The 16,718-nt window shown below is 46.5% G+C and carries 12 protein-coding genes; 5 read left to right on the top strand and 7 right to left on the bottom strand.

The genetic code is table 11. The annotated features are described in order from the left end of the window. Positions 1–150: 150 nt before the first annotated feature. On the top strand, positions 151–993 hold the full coding sequence (locus tag ACHKAR_RS05965; RefSeq protein ID WP_159580587.1) for a 1,4-dihydroxy-2-naphthoyl-CoA synthase: 843 nt from the start codon (positions 151–153) through the stop codon (positions 991–993). 15 nt (positions 994–1,008) lie between these two features. On the opposite strand, the gene ACHKAR_RS05960 is transcribed toward ACHKAR_RS05965, so the two are convergent. Further along, complete coding sequence (locus ACHKAR_RS05960; protein ID WP_395416576.1) at positions 1,009–2,115, bottom strand: aminotransferase class I/II-fold pyridoxal phosphate-dependent enzyme; 1,107 nt, start codon at positions 2,113–2,115, stop codon at positions 1,009–1,011. Between the two features lie 37 nt (positions 2,116–2,152). Between ACHKAR_RS05960 and ACHKAR_RS05955 the strand changes: the two genes are divergently transcribed. Continuing rightward, entirely contained in the window at positions 2,153–3,100 is a 948-nt protein-coding gene (locus ACHKAR_RS05955; RefSeq protein WP_159580591.1) for a lipid A deacylase LpxR family protein, read from the top strand. On the opposite strand, the gene ACHKAR_RS05950 is transcribed toward ACHKAR_RS05955, so the two are convergent. Continuing rightward, positions 3,097–4,065, bottom strand: a complete 969-nt coding sequence (locus tag ACHKAR_RS05950) for an NADPH:quinone oxidoreductase family protein (protein WP_395416575.1) — start codon at positions 4,063–4,065, stop codon at positions 3,097–3,099. The genes ACHKAR_RS05955 and ACHKAR_RS05950 overlap by 4 nt on opposite strands. Beyond that, positions 4,062–4,403, bottom strand: coding sequence for an arsenate reductase (glutaredoxin) (arsC, locus tag ACHKAR_RS05945; RefSeq protein WP_395416574.1), 342 nt, complete (start codon positions 4,401–4,403; stop codon positions 4,062–4,064). Before arsC ends, ACHKAR_RS05950 begins: the two co-directional genes overlap by 4 nt. A 64-nt stretch (positions 4,404–4,467) precedes the next feature. Between arsC and ACHKAR_RS05940 the strand changes: the two genes are divergently transcribed. Continuing rightward, positions 4,468–7,380 (top strand): WD40/YVTN/BNR-like repeat-containing protein, encoded by a 2,913-nt coding sequence (locus ACHKAR_RS05940; protein WP_395416573.1) that lies wholly within the window; start codon positions 4,468–4,470, stop codon positions 7,378–7,380. A 35-nt stretch (positions 7,381–7,415) separates the two neighbouring features. Here ACHKAR_RS05940 and ACHKAR_RS05935 read toward each other — a convergent pair whose 3' ends face one another. Both ACHKAR_RS05935 and ACHKAR_RS05930 read right to left on the bottom strand, forming a co-directional pair. Beyond that, positions 7,416–8,969 carry a DUF1501 domain-containing protein gene (locus ACHKAR_RS05935; protein WP_395416572.1) on the bottom strand — a complete coding sequence of 518 codons (1,554 nt, stop codon included), beginning with the start codon at positions 8,967–8,969 and terminating at the stop codon, positions 7,416–7,418. A gap of 7 nt (positions 8,970–8,976) precedes the next feature. Continuing rightward, positions 8,977–10,698 carry a DUF1800 domain-containing protein gene (locus tag ACHKAR_RS05930; RefSeq protein WP_395416571.1) on the bottom strand — a complete coding sequence of 574 codons (1,722 nt, stop codon included), beginning with the start codon at positions 10,696–10,698 and terminating at the stop codon, positions 8,977–8,979. An 83-nt stretch (positions 10,699–10,781) separates the two neighbouring features. Between ACHKAR_RS05930 and ACHKAR_RS05925 the strand changes: the two genes are divergently transcribed. Both ACHKAR_RS05925 and ACHKAR_RS05920 read left to right on the top strand, forming a co-directional pair. Continuing rightward, entirely contained in the window at positions 10,782–11,267 is a 486-nt protein-coding gene (locus tag ACHKAR_RS05925; protein ID WP_395416570.1) for a YciI family protein, read from the top strand. A 137-nt stretch (positions 11,268–11,404) separates the two neighbouring features. Then, entirely contained in the window at positions 11,405–12,664 is a 1,260-nt protein-coding gene (locus ACHKAR_RS05920; protein ID WP_159580605.1) for a fasciclin domain-containing protein, read from the top strand. Between the two features lie 65 nt (positions 12,665–12,729). Here ACHKAR_RS05920 and ACHKAR_RS05915 read toward each other — a convergent pair whose 3' ends face one another. After that, on the bottom strand, positions 12,730–13,563 hold the full coding sequence (locus ACHKAR_RS05915) for an ion transporter (RefSeq protein ID WP_159580607.1): 834 nt from the start codon (positions 13,561–13,563) through the stop codon (positions 12,730–12,732). 77 nt (positions 13,564–13,640) lie between these two features. Continuing rightward, complete coding sequence (locus tag ACHKAR_RS05910; protein WP_395416569.1) at positions 13,641–16,598, bottom strand: TonB-dependent receptor; 2,958 nt, start codon at positions 16,596–16,598, stop codon at positions 13,641–13,643. Positions 16,599–16,718: the final 120 nt, after the last annotated feature.

Here is a 16,718-nt window from a genome sequence, read left to right as displayed (position 1 = left end):
CCCGACTCTTTGTGGTGGTCAGAATTGACCCAACCGAAACAAATGCACAGACTTCTCTGGAATGGGATTTTGACAAGTTCATGGCAGTAAACTCTGCTCGGTCTTTGGTACTACACCTGAAATCAATAATTTCACCAAAAAATAAACACCATGAGCAAACCCAACTGGAAAGTAGTCAGAGAATTTGAAGACATCACTTACAAAAAGTCAGGTGGTGTAGCGCGTATAGCCTTCAATCGGCCGGAGGTACGCAATGCCTTCCGACCTAAAACCGTAGGCGAACTTTATCAGGCTTTCCTGGATGCCCGAGAAGACACCTCCATTGGTGTGGTGCTGCTCTCAGGTGAGGGCCCCTCTAAGAAAGATGGTGGATGGGCGTTTTGCTCAGGTGGAGATCAAAATGCGCGTGGCCACCAGGGCTATGTGGATGATGATGGGATGCCCCGCCTCAATATCCTCGAAGTACAGCGCCTCATCCGGTTTATGCCCAAGGTGGTCATAGCAGTGGTACCTGGATGGGCTGTGGGTGGAGGACACTCACTCCATACCGTATGCGACCTCACGCTGGCCAGCAAGGAACATGCTATTTTCAAGCAAACAGATGCAGATGTCACCAGTTTCGACGGGGGCTACGGATCGGCCTATCTGGCCAAGATGGTTGGACAAAAACGGGCAAGAGAAATCTTCTTCCTTGGAAGAAACTACTCTGCACAGGAAGCTTTCGACATGGGCATGGTGAATGATGTGATCCCTCACGAAGAGTTGGAGGATACGGCCTATCAGTGGGGACTTGAAATCCTTCAGAAATCTCCTACATCGATCAAAATGCTCAAATTTGCCTTCAATTTGACCGACGATGGTATGGTGGGGCAACAGGTTTTTGCCGGAGAAGCCACCCGTTTGGCCTATATGACTGATGAGGCCAAAGAGGGTCGAAATGCTTTTCTGGAAAAGCGAAAGCCAGATTTCAAAGACATCAAGTGGATTCCATGATCCTCAGGCATCAAACTACACCAACTCGCTGAGCAAGTCTGTGAGGTGGATAATCTCCGCATCTGTATTGTGCACATGCAGGCTGATCCTCAATCGCTCTGTACCCCGTTGTACGGTGGGTGAAAGGATCGGTCTTACATCCAAACCAGCTTCCTGAAGGCTCATGGAAACCTCACGAGCTTTTTTGTTGCTGCCAATCATCACTGGCTGAATAGCAGTATGACTTAGAGATTTCTCCCAACGACTCCTGAAAAGGTTAATTTTAGCTTCGAGCTCATCCTGCAACACAAGGTGTTCACTCAGGTACCGAAAACTCTCCTCTATTGCCAATACACTGTGTGGCGGCAGAGAAGTGGTATAAATAAAAGGCCTGCCAAAGTTGATCAGATAATCGGTAAGGATCTTCGATCCGGCAACACAGGCACCATGTACACCCATGCCTTTGCCAAAGGTGTAGACTCTGGCAAAAATCCAGTCATGGAGTTTCTTTTGAATCATGTATCCGGCACCCCCCGGGCCCATCACCCCGGTGCTGTGGGCTTCATCCACAATCAGGTAAGCGTTTGATTGCTCACAGACCTCCACCAGATCAGCCAATGGGGCCATGTCACCATCCATCGAAAAGACCGTTTCTGTCAACACAAACACCCTGCCCTTCGCCCGCTTTATTTTAGCCTCCAGATCATTGAGGTCATTATGCAAAAAACTGACGGTCTCGGCCCGGCTTAGCCAGGCACCTTCCTTCAGGCATACATGGGATAGTTGGTCATACAAAATGGTATCGCCCTTTTCTGCCACAGCAGATACGAGGGCCTGGTTGGCTGCATAGCCCGAATTAAAAATCAACGCTGACTCAGCACTGAATACTTCCTGAAGATATTGCTCAGCTGCTCCATAAAATCGATGATTGCCGGAGAGCAGGCGGCTGCCCGTACCTCCATTAGGAACAGCTCCTTCACTTTCCATTCTTTCTCTTATCCGCTTCGCCAGCTCTTGGTTTTGAGAAAGGCCCAGATAATCGTTGGATACAAAATCCACCAAACCTGCTTTCCCCCCTAGCGTACGGATATTGCCCTTTTCAATCCTGTCCTGAAGTTTTTCTTGTAGAAAATCCAATGTCATGCCTGCAAATTTGGTAAATATCTATCTTTGACCACCAATGCGAAAATTATTCATTACTATCATTGCCCTGCTGCTCATTCTGAAACTCACCGCACAGGAAAAATCTCAAAAAAAATACCTCACCTTCGATTATCAATTGATAGTGGATAATGATGCCTTCACCTTTGATCTCACACAGGATCAATATTACAGCAGTGGCATTTATGGATCAGTGAGGATACTGAAAGACAGCATCGCCAATGCCAAGGTGATTCAATCTTATCAGCTCAACCACAGAATGTATACGCCCAAGTGGATCGGTTGGGACCGACAAGAACAGCTGGATCGTCCTTACGCAGGTCTCTTATCGGCTTCCATTGCCAATGAATATTACTTTCATTCTAACCAATACCTGAAAGCGCAGCTGGAGCTGGGATGGTTGGGGCCTGGGGCCCTGGTGGGAGAAACACAGGCCACCTGGCACAGATGGTTTGGTATGCCTCAGCCCATGGGCTGGAAATATCAGATCAATAACACACCGATCATTAATCTGAACCTTACCTACATTAAGCCTATTTACTCTTCTTACAATTTTGAGCTGACCAGCGAAACCAATGCCAGTGGAGGTACGGTCTACAACAACATCAGACAGGAACTCATGGTACGGGTGGGAGAACTCAAGCCGATCAACAAATCTGCCTATGTCAGCTCATCTCTGGGCAACAAACGAATCAAACTCCCTGAACCCAAAATCAGCGAGATCTATTTTTTCTACTCTCCAGGACTGGAATATGTGTTTTACAATGCCACCCTGGAGGGCAATTTTATTGGTGAGAAATCCATCTACACCGTGGATGCGATCCGATGGGTTTTCCAGCACCGCGGAGGTGTGATGCTCAGTTGGCCCCGGTTTGACCTGGGCTTTATTGCCTACTGGAGAACACAGGAGAATGCATCAGCCACACGGCATGATTATGTTGGGGTCAGACTTAATCAACGGTTCTAAACCTCAAGCACAATCTTGCCAGACACACGTCTGTTCATCAGGTCTTCAAGGGCTTTTTTTGCATCCGCCAGTGGGTACGTTTTTGTAACATTGATGCTCAATTTACCTTCTGCAAACCACCGGAGGAGCATCAATACATTTCTGCGATTGTCCTCCGGAGCATTTCGCCAAAAGGCTCCCCAAAATACGCCTACAATAGACGCACTTTTCAGTAGTGGCAGGTTAAAAGGAATGGACGGAACCTCTCCCGAGGCAAACCCAACCACTAAATGGCGCCCTCCGGGTTTCAAGGTGCGAAACACCGCCTCCGACTGAGCGCCCCCTACCGAGTCGAAAATAACATCTGCACCTCCCAGCTGTTTGATCTGTTCCTTTAGTTCTTCACCGGGGCTCGCCACCTCATGGGCACCATTCTGCAAACAAAATGCTCGTTTTTCCTCAGTAGAAGCTACCGCAATAACCTTGCTACCAAACACTCTTCCGAGCTGTACGGCGGCTGTGCCTGTACCACCAGAAGCACCCAATACCAAAAGTGTTTCACCTGGTTTCATCATGGCCCTGTCTTTCAGTGCATACAAGGCTGTAGCATAAGACTCCAAAATCGCCGAAGCATCTTTCAATGAGACCTCCGGTGGAATAAGGTAGGTATTGCTGCCCTTGGCCACGGCCAATTCAGTAAAGCCACCCCACCCCATAGAAGCCATCACCCTGTCTCCTACCTGCACGTGATCCACCCAGGTACCCACCGCTACCACTTCACCGGAAACTTCCTGTCCTGGAGAAAAAGGTAAATCCGGCCGAAACTGGTACTTCCCTTGAGCAATCAAAAGATCGGGAAAGTTTACACCACAAAATGCTGTCTTGATCAACACCTCATCCTGTGCAAACCGAGGGAAATCAGTCTCCGTAAACGTCAAATCAAGTGACGCACTAAACTGATTCACGAGGATGGATTTCGTAATCATAAAATATCGAGTACGGTTTCCGGAGGACGACCGATCGCGGCCTTTCCATTTTTGATCACAATGGGGCGCTCGATAAGTTTAGGGTATTGCACCATAGCATCCAGCCATTCATCATCAGATAACGTTTTTCCCTTAAAAAGCTCCTTATATTCAGTTTCTCCTTTTCGAATTAACTTTTCAGGTACTATACCCAACATATTTACGATTTCCGCCAGTTCAGCTCTTGTTGGGGGCGTATTCAAATACTCTATGATAGTAGGCTCCTCACCTTTCTCTTCCAGTAAGTTCAACGTTTCCCTGCTCTTTCGGCACCTCGGGTTATGAAATATTTTGGTCATCTTTGGGTTCGTTTTCTTGAACCCGAAATTTAGTATAATTACACCTCCGTCAAAAACATTACCCATGAAAAGCTTCCCTCTGATTTTACTGCTCGCCTTAACGCTAGCTACTACCCACGTCTCCGGGCAAAAACCAAAAATAAATGATACCCCAGCCGCCACCTCTGCTGCAGACAGATGGCAAGGCTTTTTGCAGAGACAAAGCCTTTTGGAAAACTCGCTGGTCCAAAACATTCCCTTCAGAAATATTGGACCCACCATCATGAGTGGCCGGGTGGTAGACCTGGAAGTTGACCCTCAGGATCCCGCTCACTTCTATGTGGCTTATGCCTCCGGAGGGCTTTGGGAAACCAAAAATGAAGGTGCCTCTTTTGATCCCATATTTGACAATGAGATCGTGATGACCATCGGCGATATTGCTGTAGACTGGACCGAGAAAGTCATCTATGTAGGGACTGGTGAAAATAACTCCAGCCGGTCCTCCTACTCAGGCTACGGATTATTCAAATCCTCAGACAATGGCCAATCCTGGCAGCATTTGGGGCTCCCGGAATCCCATCACATCGGCCGGGTCATTGTACATCCCGATAATCCGCAGATTCTCTGGGTCGCTGTTTTGGGACCATTGTACTCAAATAATCAAGCATCTGGCATTTACCGGACCGTAGACGGTGGTGTTTCATGGGAAAAAACCCTCTATGTAGATAAAAAAAGTGGATTTGTAGAATTGATTTTGAATCCTAAAAACCCCAATGAGTTGATTGCGGCTTCATGGCAGAAGGACCGAAAAGCATGGAATTTTGAGGAGTCAGGCAAAGGTTCGGCCATGTTTAAATCTACAGATGGTGGCATCACCTGGCTCAATATCTCATCCGGAGACAATGGGTTTCCGGACACTGAAGGCACCGGCAGGATTGGCTTGGCATATGCCCCCTCTAACCCTGAGATCATCTATGCCATACTGGATAATCAAGACCGCCGGAATGAAGCGGAAAAGGAAACTTTTTCTGTCACAAAAAACCTACTGAGAAACACAACGATCGATGCCTTCCTGGCGCTTACCAATGATGAACTCAACGATTTTCTGGACCGGGAAAACTTTCCCGATGAATACAATGCCGTAGACATCAAGGAAGAGGTGAAAAAAGGAAAAGTAAAACCACAAGATCTGGTGACTTATCTGGAGGATGCAAATTCACTCCTTTTTGACACACCCGTGAAGGGTGCGGAAGTTTACCGGTCTGACAATGGTGGAGAAACCTGGAGAAAGACGCATGAAGATTACATTGACGCGCTGGTATTTTCCTATGGCTACTATTTTGGACAAATAAGAGTGGACGGACAAAATCCTGACATTCTCTATACCATGGGAGTTCCACTGATCAAATCAACAGACGGGGGCAGTACCTGGAGCATCACAGATATGGAAAACGTGCACGCCGATCATCACGCCCTTTGGGTCAATCCCTCCAGGCCGGGTCATTTGATCAATGGAAATGACGGTGGAATCAACATCTCTTATGATTTTGGGGACACCTGGGTCAAGTGTAACTCCACGGCAGTAGGTCAGCTCTATACGGTAAATGTGGATATGGCTGAGCCTTACAATGTGTATGCGGGCCTACAGGACAATGGTGTCTGGAAAGGCCCCAGCAACTATACCTACAGCAGAAGCTGGCTGGAAGAAGGGAAATACCCTTATGAGCGGCTCATGGGTGGGGATGGTATGCAGGTGGTCATAGACACCCGAACCAACGATCTGGTCTATACCGGCTATCAGTTTGGCAACTATTTCAGAATCAATACTTCCACCGGAGATCAAAAATACATTACCCCAAAGCATCAACTGGGCGAGGCCCCGCTCCGCTGGAACTGGCAGTCACCGATCCTGCTTTCCAGCCACAATCAGGACATTGTCTATTTTGGTAGCAACAAATTTCATCGCTCGATGAACCAGGGCGAAGATTTTGAGACCCTCTCCGGAGACCTGACCAATGGTGGCAAAAAAGGTGATGTGGCTTATGGCACACTCACGAGCATCAGCGAATCTCCCATCAGATTTGGGCTGCTCTATGTAGGCAGTGATGATGGACTCATCCATATCAGTAGGGATGCCGGACAGACGTGGGAGAAAATAGCCAGTGGCCTTCCCACCAACCTTTGGGTGAGCAGGGTGACCGCATCGGCACATGCCGAAGGCCGGGTGTATGCCAGCCTCAATGGTTATCGCTGGGACCTTTTTGATGCCCTGATTTATCGATCCGATGATTATGGAAAAACATGGAAACCAATTGGCTTGGATTTGCCCAAAGAACCCGTGAACGTGATCAAAGAAGACCCTGAAAACGAAAACATTCTCTATGTAGGTACAGATCATGGAGCATATGTCTCCCTGGACGGAGGTGAGTCTTTCATGGCTTTCAATGAAGGTCTACCGGCTGTGGCAGTGCATGACCTGGTGATCCACCCCAGAGACAAAGACCTCATCCTCGGTACCCATGGGCGCTCTATCTATGTGGCCAATATTGAATCCCTGCAGCAACTTCCCGGCCTTACTGATGACATCAAGGTATTTCCAATCTCTGAGAAGAGCTACTCCGAAAGGTGGGGCACCAAAGGCAGCTGGCATTGGGACGGGTACAATGAGCCTCAAACGGTCGTAGAAGCCTATACAAGCATCGGAGGCACGGCTACATTGAGCATTTCAACAGACAGCCTGGTATTGAAATCCTGGACTGCTCATCTGGACAAAGGGTTGAACTACCTGGAATATGATTTCACATTTGACAGCTCTCAGGTGAAAGAACTGCAAAAGCAACTGGAATTGGAAAGCACTTTGGAAGCAAGAGACAATGGAAAGTACTACCTCCCGGCGGGTGCCTACACCTTCACGCTGAACATTGGTGAGAAGAATGCTTCCGCTCCTTTAAAGGTGAATGCTCCCAGACAAGCAGCCAAAAGAAAGGGCAGCGAATAGCTGCCCGATATTTCATTTCGCACCCTAAAAGGTCATTAGTACCCAACCTTCATGACCGGAAAAACCCGCCTGGTTTTTTGGCCACGAACGGTGACAAAATACTTACCCGGTGGGAGGCGATAAGTCTCCCAACTAATCTGCTGGTCCTGAGAAATGTTTCCTCGATAGATGGACTCAATATGTTTTCCGCTGATATCAATCAAATCGATGGCTACTGCCTCTGTCACGGCATCCACCCTGATCGTAGCTCGTCCGTTCAGTGGATTAGGGTAGACCAGTAATCCCCGACCCTCTTGAGGTTGAGCAGCCAATGTTTTTTCGCGTTCTCCAATAATAGAGACTGTTTCAAAGTCCCTAAATAATACATCCTGAACCGAAGAAGCTCCCAACCATTGCTCCAAAACAGAAGCGTAAATCTGTCTGAAATCAAACTCCCATTCCAGGTTGTCATCATACTTAGCATTGCTGGAGATGCTCGGATTGGTACCTGTCACCCCTCCCATCACAGCGTTTCCAAAGAAGAACATCGGAGCGGCAGCTCCATGATCCGTACCTAAGCTGGCATTGGAGACGATGCGTCGCCCAAATTCGGAAAATGTCTGACCAACTACCTTATCATCTGTTCCCTGCATCTCCAGATCTTTCATGAAAGCCATAATGCCGTCATTCAGATCCTTGAGAAGAGAAGCGTGCTCTCCCTGGGTATGATCAGATCCCTCTACCTGCGCATCATGGGTATCAAAGCCCCCCATTCGCACGAGGTACAAAGGGGTTCTCAATCCTCCAGCGATCAACTGAGAAACAATCTTCAGCTGCTGGGCAATGTAGGTTTGAGGATAGGTCGCCTGACTTTTGACCTTGGCAGCAGCAGCTTTGACCACCTGGCCATATTGCTGAGATTGCTTGGCAATCAGACGCACATATTTTAGTTTTTCTCCTGCGGGGGTATCCGGCACTTCCCGTTCCTCATTCTCTATCAGGTCATAGAAGAAATCCGGATCGCTAATGACCATACTCATGGAGGACTGAGGCCCCTGAAAAAGCAACGAGCTACCATAGCCTATCTCAATGGATAGTGGATCGGTCATGTCATCATTGGGGAAACTCTCAGGATAACCAGGATAGGAATCACTCAAAAAGCGCCCAGTCCACCCCGAATTGACCAACTCATTGGAATCAGAGGCACTCATCCAGATGTCCGTGGATCGAAAATGAGAGTAATTTTGCTGTGGATAGCCCACATTTTGAATAACCTGAAACCTGTTCTCATCATAAAGTGATTTCAAACCATCAAAAGAAGGATGAAACGCCACATCAGCATCTGAAAGGTTCAGAAGCTTATTATCAGGCATGATCACATGTGGTCTCACTTTGTTCAAAGCAGAAAGCTGATCCAGAGGGATGACGGTATTCAATCCATCATTTCCACCTTCCAGAAAAATCATAACCAATACGCGATCGGTATCCGCAGCCATTCTCAATAATGAGGTTAAGGAATTGGGTCCCGGCATGCGGAAGCCCATAGCACCCAATACACCAGGTACCGCCAGAGAATGAGAAACGTGTCTTAAAAATGATCTTCTTCTCATAATAAATCTACATTAGCTGGGCTTCTCCCAATTGTAACAAATGCTGAAAAGTAGGCTTCAAGCGGTTTTCAACAACCATTCTGTACTCTTCATCGTCGGGGTTTTCTGTAAGCTCACCCCAGGCCGTAGACCAGTAGCTATCTGTTTGCTGGCCAGACAATAAAATGCTCTTCAGGTTATTCAGCATCTCCGTCTCCAGCTCCATTCCGAGTAAGAGTCGGCTACTCTCCAGGAGCATCAGGTTAGGGTCTTCAGGATGATTGAGTCCACTGATAAATTTGATCAAATCCGCAGGAATCTGAACCCCCTCCTTGATCCAAAAACCCCAATACACCAGCGAATCACTCGCAATCGCACGGTTGGCAATGGTATCGGTAGTCAGCCAATATTTATCATAAGAAGGAGTCTGGTAATAGGCTGGCCAACCCGATACACTCGGGGGATCACCAATTTCCATACCCAGATTGGCCATGTTCCATAAGAAACTATTATGCTGTGTGTAACCGAGCAGCAAATCTTCAGGGTCTACTCCTTCTACTTCCAGGGTTCTCCACAAGCCTAAAACATACTCTGTTGGGCTTTTAATAATGGCTCCCCAGTTGGCTTCATCATGAAAGTGAGCACTCTTGAATAGGGCCTCCAGTACAGGCTTTACTTCATAGTCATTGGTTCTTAAAATATTCGCCAGGGGTTCTATCACCTGACTTTCAGCAGCGGCATCTATCTCCGGGTACACGAAAAACTGATACAGTCGCCTGCACAGATAAAGTGCTGTTTCGTTGTTATCAAAAATCATATCCAGCAACTCATCAAGTTCCTCTGCTCCGGCCTCTCCAGTCCTACCCAGAATCACCCTATTGCCATAAAATGCAGAAAATTGCTTGTTGGTGGTGTCATGAAACGGGCTGTAGAAATAAGAAGGCAATATCCCGGACGCCTCAAAATCCTCCCACCGAACAACCCAACCAGTAAGCACACGAGCAGCAGCCTGCACATCTTCCTCAGTGAAGTTCGCATTGGGTCCCTTACCGATGCAAAATAGCTCCTGCAGTTCGCGACCGTAGTTTTCATCGGGAGCTTCCTTGTTGTTAAAGGTTCCGTTTAGGTACAGCAGCATGGCCGGATCAAGGGTCAATTCTTTGATCATGGTTTTGAAATTGCCAAAGAGATTTCTCCTCAGCATCTCAAAATAGCGATAGCTCAGCTTTGCATAGAACACACCCCAGGTTTGGATAGGCAGCAGATTATGCCAGAAAAGAAGCATTTTCTCCTCAACTGATGTATCCTGATTGAGCATGTTTTTAATCAGCCATCCCTTGAGTGAGTTGGTTCTGGGCCCTTCGTATTGGTCGCCATAAGCGGAATTGATCCAGGTTTCGCCGAAAGCAATCTCCGGGTCTTCCACCCCGTTTGCAGGATCATTATAATTGTTCACGGGAAGGGTCACGGTGCCCTTGGTCAGCAACAGATCAACGGCCTGCGACACGTCTAAACCCGCCAGGGCTTCCAAATCCTTCTGCCTGGTTCCAAAAAGTGTTCTCCTGAGTAGATGAAGCTTTTGCACATCGCCCCACTCCCCTGAGTAAACCTCCAAACCAGTGGCTAAGGCACTTCGCTTCGGCGAGGCTGGGTGATTGGTTTCCAACACTACCGGTGGTACTTTACGGTACTTGGCCAGTAGCTCCTGATAATTTTTTGGTAGATAATTTCTATCTTTTGAATTATTCATAGAAATTTTTGTATTCTTTAAAACTAATCATTTCCTCGGTTATTGTCAAAATGGCTAGATTAACATAAAACAATTCTGCTCACATGAACACGCTTAAGATAATAATCCCTGGACTTATACTGGCACTATGTGCCTGCCAATCTTCCAAAAAAGAACAAACCAACCTTCAACCATCAACGGCTCTTGAGTATGATTCACTGCTGGCAGCGGAGGTAGGTGCAGACGACTATGGCATGCGATCCTACGTCATTGCCAACCTCATTGCAGGTCCCAATAGAAGTCAGGATTCTGTGGAAGCTTCCAGGCTACAAAGAGCACACCTGGATAACATAGCCAGAATGGCCGAGGAAGGTACACTGGTTCTGGCTGGCCCGTTTCTGGATGATCAGGAGATCCGGGGTATCTATGTTTTTGCGGTGGAAACCATAGAAGAAGCCGAAGCCCTTACCAGCACCGATCCTGCCATACAGGCGGGCCGATTAAAAATGGAGCTCAGGCCATGGTATGGCAGTGCTGCACTTATGAAACTCAAAGATCTGCACACTCAGGTAGCCCGGAAAAAAATCTAAAGAATTAACAAAATGAAAATATTTCGGTATTTCTGAGGGTCAAAATAGTATGCTTGCATAATAATTTTATCTAACTTTATGTGTTCCATAAAATGAGAGATTGGAATTAAATTACACATTAAACAAAATCGAAGAAGATGATGATGAAAAATTCAATTAACCCATTGAAAGTCCTGGCTATGCTTGCCGTAGTAATTGGCCTGGCATTCACCACCAGCTGTGGTGAGGATGAACCTTCATGTACTGAAACTACCTGGTATGCGGATGCCGATGCGGATGGTTTGGGTGATGCCAATACCTCTGTGAGCGCTTGCGAGCAGCCTACCGGATATGTAGATAATAGCGATGATGACGATGATACTCAAGGCGAACCTACCAAGACCATCTGGGAATTGGTACAAAGCACTGAGGGTCTTGACTCTTTGGAGAAATACCTGGGTGTATATCCTGATTTGGTAGCTACTCTGGGTGCTAGTGGTACTTTTACCCTATTTGCGCCTAACAATGATGCATTTGTCAACCTACTGGCTACTCCGGGATTTCCAGCTCAGATCACCTCTATTAATCCAGATATCATCAAAAATGTATTGGCCTATCATATTTCGGTAACCTCTTACCTGAAAGCTGATTTGACCTCTGGCAAGCAGGTAACCACATTGGCTACTGGTCAGGGTGTGGATGTGAATAGCGTAGATAAAATCGTGGTGAATGCTGATGGAACCTTGCTGACAGGTTCTTCTAATAATGCCATTGCAATTACAGGAGCTAACAAAAAAGCCACAAATGGTGTGATGCATGTAGTAGGATCTGTATTGATACCCCAAACAGTCGGCGCACAGCTGACTCCTATCCTTGGAACCAATGCAGGAACACTCCTTCTTGGTGCTGATTTCTCATTACTTGCTCAGGCGATCTTCAAAGCTGACACATTCGCGGCTCAAAATTCTTTGCCTACCATTTACTCCATGCTTTCGGGTAGTGCTACGCACACGGTGTTTGCACCAAGTAATGGAACATTCCATGTGGCTGCCGATACAAAAGCGGGAAATAGCGATGGAACAGCCAGTGAAGCAGAGATCAAAGCCTTTATGTCAGGCACCCCGGCTCAGAGCTTTTACGGAATTATCACCACTCAGATTGTTTTGTCTGAGGTGTTATCCACCAGCTTAACTCAAGGTGCACAATTCACAGCTGCTTCTGGAGCTACGCTGACCGTATTGTCTACTGAAGCCCCTACTGATCCTGCAAAAGGTATCCTTACAGGAATAGTGATTGATTCTAATGGTGACACTACACCTGAGGCTCAGGTAGCTGTACCTGCCAGCGCAAGTTCATCTCTTGTTACTGCAAATGGTCGAGTACATGTAATCGCAGGGCTTCTGTCTCCGGTACAATAAGAATTAAACGAAACCAATTACATAAAAAAACCTCCCTGAATCATCAGGGAGGTTTTTTTATGCGCTTATATTTCTTCCAAGCGTTCTCCGCATTTACTGCAGTAATTGGATTGTCGCTCATTGCCCGTAGTACAACGCTGGCAAATTTTATCTTTTATAGATCCTCGTCGTTCTGCTTTATTGATCTCAGAAGTCATAATCCCTGTGGGCACTGCCAGGATAGCATAACCCGTAAGCATCAGTATGGTGGCAAAGGTCTGCCCCAGCACAGTATGCGGTGCGATATCTCCATAACCAACAGTCGTTACGGTCACCACAGCCCAGTAGATACTTCTAGGAATGCTGGTAAATCCATTTTCCCCACCTTCTATGAGGTACATCAGGGTGCCAGTGATCATCACCAGGGTAAATACAGCTCCCATAAATATCAGGATCTTGCGTTTGGCACCTTCCATGGCCTGCCCCAACATCCTGGCTTCATTGATGTACCTGGTCAGCTTCATGATTCTGAAAACTCGCAGTAACCGTATCGCCCGGATCACTACCAGGTAGCTGCCTCCGGTCACAAATAAGCTGATATAAGTCGGCAGCAAGGCAATGAGGTCTATCGCTCCGAAAAAGCTAAAGACATATGTTTTTGGTTTTTTACTTATGAAAATCCTCAGCAGGTATTCGATACTGAAAATGATTGTAAAGGTCCATTCCAGTATGTAAAATATCTCCTCAAATCTGATTTTGATATCCCTTACACTCTCCAGCATGACAACAATGATGCTGAGTACAATGGCCACAAGCAATACCAAATCAAAAGCCTTGCCTGCCGGGGTATCGGTACCAAACACGATGACGAAGAGCTTGCTTCTCAGTTTGCCGAAATGTTTAAAATCCGCGTTCTCCATATCCTAAATATCGCAAATCCATGAAAAAAGCCCTATCCAAATGGAAAGGGCTTCGGTTAGATTGGTGATAAAACCGTTTAGTTCATTAATTCATCAAAACTGATGGATACATAATAGATGGAACCAATATTGGGTCCTCCCAGACTTTGAATATAGTAATTATTCAGAACATTGGACCCACCAATTTTCAAAATTGACCTCAGGTTATCCAATTTTAAAGAAACCTGGGCATCCAGCGTGCCATAGGCTGGCACAGGGCCCCTGGCAAATGAAGATTCCCATCTGAAAGCTTCCTGCCATCTGTAGGTAACATTGAACCCGAAAATATCCGTCACTTTTCTGTTCCCGAAATTGACATTGAATTTGTGCTCAGGTGTATTGAAGTCATTCAGTACATTCTCATCATAACCGCTTATGAATTTACTCCAGGTATAGTTTCCTCCTATTTGATATCCTTTGACCAGGTTGTAGGTCAGGCCTAGCGCTGCTCCGTGTGTGGTCACTTGGTTATCCAGGTTGGTGTAGATAGAAAATGCATTGTCTGCATTACTTCTCAAAATAGTCAGGTAATTGGGCTCGCCATCAGTATCCTTTTGGGCTTTTACTACCAACTCCTGTGTAATAAAATCTGAATAGCTATTGTAGTAATATACCATGTCCACTAGCAGCTTATTCTGGATCAGACTCTTGTAACCCACTTCAATGGATTTTACCTGCTCGGGTTTTACCGGACTAAAGTCAGTCCTTCTCACCAAGGCAGTGGCGGCTTCAGATATCTCCTGGCCGGAAAAAATGTTATTTCGGAAAGCATTCACCGATGCTCCTGAGTAGTAGTAGTTATTTTCCGGATCAGGAAGATACTGCTCATAAAACTGAGGCAATCCACCTAGCAATCTACTGGAAAGCACATCCAGGTTGATATACTGCCCCTGGGTGGTAGGAAACCTAAAACCAGTCTGCACGGAAGCTCTGATATTATGAGTTTTATTGAACGTAAATACTCCTGAGATTCTAGGGTTTACCTGCCCTTTAAAGTTTTCGTTTTTATCATAGCGCACAGATCCTGATAGTTTGAAGTTATCGGTGAGCCTTTTACCTGCCTGTGCGTAAACTCCATACTCCTTGATGGCAATTTCATTTCCTACAGTATCCGGAAAAATCGTTCCCTTAGAGCCCAGATCATAAATCCTGAAACTGGCTCCCATCTGGAGCTCCATAAAATCAATTTCATTTTTAAAATCATACTGCCCTTCTGCATGGTACATGGCCGACTTATCTGCGAAGCTTGGTCCGTTCGGGATGGTCCCTTTCAATGCCTCCTTCTTCACATCTTCGAAAGTAAGCGTATTACCTTCTCCATCTACCACCGTACCTGTTTTGGGATCCATGATGTATCGATCATCCACCGTAGAGCGGGCATACTGATGCGCATTCTGCTGCACTTGCAGACGCTCTGCCTCACTCAATGCAGCGATTTCACCCGGCTGATAGCCCTGATCACTGATAGAGCGAAGGTATTCAATACCATAATCCACCAAATACCCTGTAAGGTCCCCTTTCCCCTGGTTCTCAAACGGATTAAACCCGTTGTGGTAATCCCCGAAGTTGTAACCAACCATTAAGTCGTTTACCCGCTTGGCCAAGAACTCCGTGATATAAGAGTCTCCCGAATTTTCAAAGGTGCCATAAGCCCGTAGGAAAAAGTTGTCTCCACGGAGCTGCAAACGGTGCTGCTGAATCCCAAAATTGGAAAGAGAATAACGCTGAGCTCCGGTGTAGATACTGGTACCGAAACCAGCATTGTACAAGTAACTAAGCTCCATGTTATCGGTGATCCTATAGTAGAGACCTGTATTCACCTTCATGTTTTCTGCACCATAGTTGATCAGATCCACTTCCTTGTAGGGAGTGATCGTTGCCACATGATTGGGTAAATCTCCAGCATTCATGTAGTTAGAAGCAAACCTTCCATTCTCAAACTGGGTGGTTCTGGCTATGGTACCAAACGCCGCACTAAATGGGAATATGGCCAGGTTGATACCTGCCTCATCTCCATGGAAGTGCAACCTGTCAGCCCCAGGGTTTTCACCACCTACGGATGCCAATGGGTTGAAGTCAGCATTTCTGTCCGCAGCGTCTGTTCCGTGCCAGTCATCGGCTTTGGAGTAGCTACCGTTTATCTTAAAAGCGAATTTGTTGTTAAAAGCCTTTGCATATCGAATAGAAGCCTCTTTCATCAATGCCGGGCCCTGGTCTGCAGAGCTACCCACGTGGTTCACTCCTGTCTTCACAAAAGCACTTGCTCCCTGATAGTCAAAAGCATTTTTACTATTGATGAGCAGCACACCATTGAATGCACTGGGGCCGTACAATGCTGAAGAAGCCCCCGGAATCAATTCTACACTTTCTACATCCAGCTCTGAGGGACCATTAAGATTACCTATCGGAAAGTTAAGCGCCGGGGCCTGTGTATCCATCCCGTCGATCAGCTGCACAAAACGTGTATTACCAGTATTACCAAAACCTCTCGCATTGATAATCTGAAAATTGATACTACTGGAAGCCACATCCACTCCTTTCAGGTTAGCTATCGCCTTGTAATAGGTATCTGAAGAGGTGTTTTGAACAGCAAGTATGTCCATTTTCTCAATACTCACGGGAGATTGCAAAATGCTCTCCTCAACACGCGAGGCTGAAACCACGACTTCCTGCCCCAGCATAAAAGACTCTGTCATCTTCACCTGAAGGTTGGAAATGACCGCCTGATCAATTTCTATTTCCTGCCGCTCAAATCCCACAAAGGAAATCACCAGGGTCACCGGTGGAGGTGAGGTGATTTTCAAATTAAAGTTTCCCTGAACATCGGTAATGGTACCCAGTACCGTTCCTTTCACCAGCACGTTTACTCCGATGAGTGATTCTCCCGTTCGCTCGTCTGTCACCTGACCGGCGATGGTCACCTGACCGTATGCATGCATACCAATTAAACAAAGCAGAAGGAAACTCAGGTAAAATTTGATCCTTGAAATCGTCATTTGGGTAGAGGTTAATGTAAGTATGATAGTAAAAGCTAATATTAGATAAAAATATCAAGATTTTCTCCCTAAAACCATAGGTATTCTGATCAAACGATCAATTTTGACCATAAAAAAAGC

Origin of the sequence: Marinoscillum luteum (assembly GCF_044005705.1) — a bacterium.
GTDB classification, from domain to species: domain Bacteria; phylum Bacteroidota; class Bacteroidia; order Cytophagales; family Cyclobacteriaceae; genus Marinoscillum; species Marinoscillum luteum.
This window is presented reverse-complemented; position numbering and strand designations above follow the sequence as displayed.